The sequence below is a fragment of the Kocuria sp. JC486 genome, assembly GCF_011602805.1.
Lineage (GTDB): Bacteria > Actinomycetota > Actinomycetes > Actinomycetales > Micrococcaceae > Kocuria > Kocuria soli.
The window spans coordinates 1-6239 of the sequence record NZ_JAAOZS010000041.1 but is presented as its reverse complement, the minus strand read 5'-3'; the positions used below and the strand labels follow the sequence as shown (position 1 = coordinate 6239).

At 68.7% G+C, this 6239-nt stretch carries 6 protein-coding genes and 1 pseudogene; 4 read left to right on the top strand and 3 right to left on the bottom strand.

Annotated elements, in window-relative coordinates; all coding sequences use genetic code 11:
• Nucleotides 1-117: 117 nt before the first annotated feature.
• The gene (locus tag GWK18_RS12670) at nt 118-1080 is read left to right on the top strand and encodes an SDR family NAD(P)-dependent oxidoreductase (protein ID WP_166835681.1); all 963 of its coding nucleotides are present in this window, start codon (nt 118-120) and stop codon (nt 1078-1080) included.
• A 142-nt stretch (nt 1081-1222) separates the two neighbouring features.
• Here GWK18_RS12670 and GWK18_RS12665 read toward each other — a convergent pair whose 3' ends face one another.
• On the bottom strand, nt 1223-2122 hold the full coding sequence (locus GWK18_RS12665; RefSeq protein ID WP_166835678.1) for a LysR family transcriptional regulator: 900 nt from the start codon (nt 2120-2122) through the stop codon (nt 1223-1225).
• Between the two features lie 78 nt (nt 2123-2200).
• On the opposite strand from GWK18_RS12665, the gene GWK18_RS12660 reads away from it, so the two are divergent.
• From GWK18_RS12660 to GWK18_RS12650, 3 genes are read left to right on the top strand one after another with little or no spacing between them, the layout of a single operon-like run.
• Nucleotides 2201-3493, top strand: coding sequence for an MFS transporter (locus GWK18_RS12660; RefSeq protein WP_166835675.1), 1293 nt, complete (start codon nt 2201-2203; stop codon nt 3491-3493).
• A complete protein-coding gene (locus GWK18_RS12655) occupies nt 3493-3957 on the top strand; it encodes a VOC family protein (protein ID WP_166835672.1) in 465 nt (154 codons plus the stop codon). The genes GWK18_RS12660 and GWK18_RS12655 overlap by 1 nt, the downstream gene beginning before the upstream one ends.
• Nucleotides 3958-4010: 53 nt before the next feature.
• On the top strand, nt 4011-4406 hold the full coding sequence (locus GWK18_RS12650) for a nuclear transport factor 2 family protein (RefSeq protein WP_166835669.1): 396 nt from the start codon (nt 4011-4013) through the stop codon (nt 4404-4406).
• A 345-nt stretch (nt 4407-4751) separates the two neighbouring features.
• Here GWK18_RS12650 and GWK18_RS12645 read toward each other — a convergent pair whose 3' ends face one another.
• On the bottom strand, nt 4752-5369 hold the full coding sequence (locus GWK18_RS12645; protein WP_166835684.1) for a recombinase family protein: 618 nt from the start codon (nt 5367-5369) through the stop codon (nt 4752-4754).
• 321 nt (nt 5370-5690) lie between these two features.
• Nucleotides 5691-6155, bottom strand: a pseudogene (locus tag GWK18_RS12640) (IS3 family transposase); the annotation flags it as partial.
• Nucleotides 6156-6239: the final 84 nt, after the last annotated feature.

Sequence of the window (6239 nt, the reverse complement as noted above, 5' to 3'; positions counted from 1 at the left end):
CCACAGACCCCACACCGGCATCGGCGGCCAAACACCCTCACAACGCGTTCACAACGTCACGGGGAAGTACAGCTAGCGCTTGAACTAGACCACGCTCTAGCTTCTAGCGTCATCGTCATGACGACTGCACAGCACCCGATCGGCTCGGGCCTCGACGCCACCAGCACCACCTGCGACGTCCTGGCCGGCATCGACCTGGCCGGCACCACCGCGGTGGTGACCGGTGGCTACTCCGGACTGGGCCGCGCCACGACCAGAGCCCTATCCACCGCCGGCGCCCGGGTGGTGGTACCCGCCCGACGCCCCGACGTCGCTCGGGCTGAACTGGCCGGCATGCCGAACGTCGAGGTCGAGGATGTGGACCTCGCCGACCTGGAGAGCATCGGCGGTTTCGCCGACCGCATCCTGGCCACCGGCCGGTCGATCGACGTTCTGGTCGCGGCCGCTGGGGTGATGGCCACCCCGGAACGGCGCGTGGGACCGGGCTGGGAGAGCCACCTCGCGATCAATCACCTCGGTCACTTCGCCCTGGTCGGCCGGCTGTGGCCAGCCCTTGCCGCCACCGGCGGCGCTCGGGTGGTGGTGAACTCCTCGGCCGGACACGCGCTGTCGGGCATCCGCTGGGACGACATCCACTTCAAGTTCGGCTACGACAAGTGGTTGGCCTATGCCCAGTCCAAGACCGCCAACGCGCTCTTCGCGCTACACCTCGACACCCTCGGCGCCCGGAGCGGGGTGCGCGCCTTCTCGCTGCACCCAGGCAAGATCCTGACCCCATTACAACGCCACATGAGCACCGAGGAACAAGTAGCGCAGGGCTGGATCGACCGGGCAGGCACCGTCGTCGACCCCACGTTCAAGGCCCCCGAGCAAGGCGCAGCCACAGGCGTCTGGGCCGCCACCAGCACCCAACTGGACGGACTCGGCGGTGTTTACTGCGAAGACTGCGACATCGCTCACCGCGCCACGGCCGGCGCCGCTATGGATGACGGCGGCGTCCATGGCCACGCCGCCGACCCCGCCCAAGCGGCCAGGTTGTGGGATCTTTCGGCACGACTGACCGGCGTCACCATCGAGTGACCACGATGGTGCCCGAGTTCGCACCACTACCCAACCAGACGGCTTGACGGCCGCAGATTCGATGGCGAGCTCACGAAACCCCCGCGGTGCGGGCTCCGGCGCCCATTCCCAATACTGGATCCTCCTGTGGGCCGCGTGTTCGTTATTGCGTCCGAGCAGGTCGACGCCACCGGAGGAGGAGTCCGCGGCAAGCCTGCGCGGCGGGGCTGAGCGTGTGACGTTCGCTGTGGATCAGGGCGATTGAGCGGTGGATCGGGTCGGGATGCAGTTCGTGGATGCTCACCGCTGGTCCGGCTGTTGCGGCGACAGATTCTGCGACGAGGGCGACGCCGAGTCCGTTGCTGACCAGGCCCCGCATGCGGGTCAGGCTGGTGGTCTCGAACGGCACGTGGGGCGTGAAGCCCGCAGTGCGGGCTGCCTCGTCGAGGATCCGGCGCAGGCCGGTGCCGGGCTGGAAGCTGACAAACGGCTCGTCCCCGAGCTCGGTGAGTGCCACCGAAGCGGTGCGGGTGAGGCGATGGTCGACGGCGGTGATGATCACCAGCTGCTCGGTGAACAGGGTGTGTGCCGAGTACGTGTCCGGAAGGTCGTGGGGAGCTGGGGCCAGCACAAGGTCGAGGTCGTCGGCGTCGAGTGCGGTGAGCAGTTCTGCGCCGGTGGGCTTGGTGCGCAGGCGCAGCGCGAGGTCGGGGTAGCGGCTGGTGAAGGCGGCCAGCGCGCCGTCGAGGTCGAACGGCTCGACGGCGTCGACCGCGCCGATACGCACCTGGCCGCGCAGCACGCTGGACACCTCGGTGGCATCGACGCGGATGCCGTCGATCTCGTGCAGTATCCGGCGGGCCCGGCCGAGCACGAGCTCGCCGGCGTGGGTCAGCGTGACGCGACGAGTGGTTCGGGTGAGCAGGCTGACGCCGAGCTCGCGTTCCAGTTTTCGTAGTTGGGCCGACACGGCGGTCTGGGCGACGTGCAGGTGCTCGGCGGCGCGGGTGAACCCGCCGTGCGCGACGATCGCGTCGAAGTAGACCAGTTGTCGAAGCTCCACCTATTCAGCGTGATCCACGCTGGGTGTGAGCGCAACTGTGACTTGGACATCTGAGTCGGTGGCCTCAACGCTGGAGGCATGACCAACGAATTCGGAACCGACCCGCTGCGCGCCCAAGCAGGTACGACGACAAGGCTTGAGGTTGGTGGCGCCGAGGGACGGCGTCTGCCACTTGGCGGGCTGCTCGCACTCGCCGCCACCGGCTTCTTGACCATGCTGACCGAGACGGTCCCGGCGGGGCTGCTGCCCCAGGTCAGCGCCGGTCTGGGCGTCTCGGCGGGCGAGGCAGGACAGCTGGTGACCGTCTACGCGTTTGGGTCGATGCTCGCCGCGCTGCCGCTGACCGCCCTGACCCGCGGCTGGCCCCGCCGGAGGCTGCTGGTGGCCACGACCGTGGTCGTGGGCCTGGTGAACCTCCTCACCGCGGTCTCCTCCGACTACGGGCTCACCCTGGCTGCTCGGCTGATCGCCGGGCTGGCCGCCGGGGTGCAGTGGGCGATGATCGCCGGATACGCGATGCGGCTCGTCGACCAGACCCAGAAGGGCCGCGCGCTGGCGGTCTCGATGGCCGGGGTGCCGCTGGGGTTGGCGTTCGGGGTGCCTGCCGGCACTGCGCTGGGCGAGGTGTTCGGCTGGCGGTTCACCTTCGCCACCATGGCCGCCCTCGCCGTGCTGGTGACCAGTTGGGCACTGGTCAAGGTCCCGGCGTTCCCCGGCGAGGCTGCCGCCGACCGGCGCAGGCATCCAGTGCACCGGGTCCTGCTGCGCCCCGGTCTGCTCGTGATCCTCGCCGCCGCCTTCGCCTTCGAGGTCGCACACATGAACCTCTACACCTACATCGCCCCGCTGCTGGACCGTGCCGAGCTGGCCGGGCACATCGGAGCGCTGCTGCTGGTCTTCGGTGTGGCCGCGCTGGCCGGGTTGTGGGTCGCCGGCGTCCTGATTGACCGGCACCTGCGCGGCGTCGTGCTCGGCGTCCTGGCCCTGTTCGCCGGCTGCATGCTCGCCTTCGCTACCGCCGGAGCAGTCAGCGGCGTCGTGGTGATCACGGTCGCCGGCTGGGGCTTGGCCCTCGGCGCGGCGCCCACCATGTTCCAAGCCGCCAGCGCCAACGCCGCCGGGCCCGCCCTCGATGTCGCCCAGGCCATGCTCGTCACCGTCCTGAACGCCGGGATGGCCGCCGGCGCTGCACTGGGCGGTCTCGCGCTCGGCTCGGGCACCGACACGCTGGCCTGGATCAGCCTGACGATCTTCGCCGCCACACTGGTCACAGCAACCATGGGTCGGCGCCACGCCTTCCCATCGGCCCACCAACCGAGCGGCGGCGCAGCCGCCGCAGCCGCTGCGCCATCTGAGAGGAGCCGACCCTGATGTCCCCCTTCTACCATCTGTGCTTCGTCGTGACCGATCTCGAGCAGGCGACCGCCGACCTGTCCCACACCGTGGGCGTGTCCTGGAGCCCGGTGCGATCCGGCAGACTCGGCGAGTGGGACTATCGCATCGTCTTCTCCACCGGCGGGCCGCCGTTCTTCGAGATCATCCAAGGCCCGCCGGGCAGTCCGTGGGATGCCACGGCCGGTCCGCGGTTCGACCACCTCGGCTACTGGTCGGCCGACCTCCCACGCGACCAGCAGCACCTCAGCGAACAAGGGGCCCCGACCGAGTTCGACGCCTGCCCCTACGGCAGCCGGTTCACCTACCACCGTCTGGACAGCATCGGCGCCCGCATCGAACTGGTCGACGCCGCTGGGCAGGCAGCGTTCCTCGACGCCTGGAACCCCGGCGGGCCGCCCATGCCGCCCCTGGCACGGCCCGAGCCGGGTGGTGAACGGTGACCGCCAGCCCGTCTGGTCCGGATGGCCGTGACGGCACCGCTGCGGAGGGAGCGGTGGCGCAGTGTCACGCTGTCCTCGTCGACTTCCTCGCCGCGATCGATTCCGGCCACGCCACCCAGGCGCTGGCCCTGTTCCGCCCCGATGCCTCTATCGACGCCCGCGGGAAGCGGCTGCACGGCCACGACCAGATCGCCGCGTTCCTCGCCAAGCGCGAGTCCGAAGACCGATGCACCGTCCACCTGATCGCCAACGAGGTCCTACGCCGCCACGCCAGCAACGAGGTCGAGCTCACCGCCCTGCTGTTCCTGCACGAACGGTCTCCCGACGGGCAGTACCGGCTCAAGCAGGTCCTCGACACAACTCAAGTCTTCACGCGCACCGATAACGACTGGCGAATCTCACAGCGGAGCACAACCCCACTACATCCGTCGACCTCGGCAGGCGGTTGATCTGCCGGGACTGTTCCGGTACCGGATCGTCGCGCGGAGTTGGAGCCGCGGTTCTCGACGGTGGGATGGTCCAGACCACCTACCGCGTCTTGGGCGGACCGACGCCGCCCGCAGCCAAGTAGGCCGAGCGGGGCTCACGGCACTTCCCCGTCCCAGTCGAGGAACCCCCACCGGACACACCCGCCGCTGACGTGGACGAGCGGAGGAACGCCTCGGGCAGCGTCCCGTATGCCCTGTCCGGTGGTCTGTCCCGGTGACGGGGCGCCATGCGGCACACCCCTGGACAGGTCGCCATCGGCGTCGCGGTTCGGAATCGGCTGGACATAGATCCGTGGCCCGCGGCGGTCATCGACGTTGCGCAAACACCTTGTTACCGGCCTCGCGGAGTTCACCGGTAGGTGAGACGTGGCGGTAGAGGGTCTGACGGGTGATGCCCAACTCCTTGCACAGCGCGCTGACGTTGGTGTCCTTCTTGCCCATTGAAGCCATGGCCAGACGGATCTTGGCCGGAGTCATCTTGCACGGGCGGCCGCCGTTGCGGCCCCGAGCACGGGCGGAGGCCAGGCCGGCCTTGGTGCGTTCGGAGATCAGCTCGCGTTCGAACTCGGCCAGGGCGGCGAAGATCCCGAACACCAGCTTGCCGGAGGCGGTGGTGGTGTCGATTGCAGCGCCCTGGCCGGTGAGGACCTTCAGACCCACACCCCGCTCGGTGAGGTCGTGCACGACGTTGACCAGATGGTGCAGGTCCCTGCCGAGCCGGTCCAGCTTCCACACCAGCAGCGTGTCCCCGGACCGGAGCGCCTTCAGGCAGGCAGCCAGGTGGGGGCGGTCGTCGGTCTTGCCGGAAGCCTTGTCCTCATACAGGGCTTCCGGGTCGACACCTGCGGCGATGAGGGCGTCGCGTTGCAAGTCGGTGGTCTGGGACCCGTCGGCCTTGGAGACCCGCATGTACCCGACCAGCATCAGCTTCATCTCCATCACTTGTACGACCGTTTACGTGACAGCTGGCCCGCACATCCTGAAATTCACGGAAGTTGTCACATAACCCGTCATCTATTCTACGTCTCGCAGAGGGAGGCGCGGCCGATCAATGTGACAGGCAATCTCCGTGACGCCCGGCCCGCCCCCCTCACCTCGGAGTTGGTGGCCGGCCTTCGTCGCTCCTGCCTCCCATTCGGGAACAGGACTACTGAGCAAGAGCGCGGGTAGTGCACAGGACTATTGAGCAGCCGGAGTTCAGAAGCCGACGGCACTCCCCGCGAGGGTACTGGTCTGAGAGTGCAGTACGTAGGTCAGGTCGGTGACCCACAGCTGATTCGGGGCCGTGGCAGTGAAGTCGCGGCCCACGAGATCCGGGTGCCGCGCCACGCCCGGGTCGGGCCTGGTGGTGCGGACCCGCTTGGTGCGCCGCACACCTTTGATGCCGGCAGCGCGCATCAGCCGGGCGATCTGGTCACGACCGATGTCGTGACCACCACGCAGGGCGGCCTTCCAGATCTTCCGCGCGCCGCAGACCCGGAAATTGTCCTCCCAGAGCTGGCACACCACCGGACCCATCACCTCATCGCGCTGGACACGAGCCGAGGGCTGACGCTTCTTGGCCTCGTAGTAGCTGCTCGGGGCCATCTGCGCCACGCTGCAGATGAGCTCGACCCCCAGACGCCGACCCGCGACGACGACGTCGCGGTGGGCGTCGATGAACGCGGCTACTTCTTGTGCTGCTGGGCCTCGAGCTCCGCCCCGAAGAAACTGGCAGTCCGCTTGAGGATCGCAGAAGTAGATCGGAATGCCCGTGGCGGTAGTGAACGCAGCATGCTTGGCCATCTCCGCGCC

Excerpts from the sequence above, each read along its gene's own strand:
- GWK18_RS12670 (WP_166835681.1), top strand. The coding sequence starts at position 118 with ATGACGACTGCACAGCACCCGATCGGCTCGGGCCTCGACGCCACCAGC.
- GWK18_RS12645 (WP_166835684.1), bottom strand. The coding sequence starts at position 5,369 with ATGCTGGTCGGGTACATGCGGGTCTCCAAGGCCGACGGGTCCCAGACC.
- GWK18_RS12655 (WP_166835672.1), top strand. The coding sequence starts at position 3,493 with ATGTCCCCCTTCTACCATCTGTGCTTCGTCGTGACCGATCTCGAGCAG.
- GWK18_RS12660 (WP_166835675.1), top strand. The coding sequence starts at position 2,201 with ATGACCAACGAATTCGGAACCGACCCGCTGCGCGCCCAAGCAGGTACG.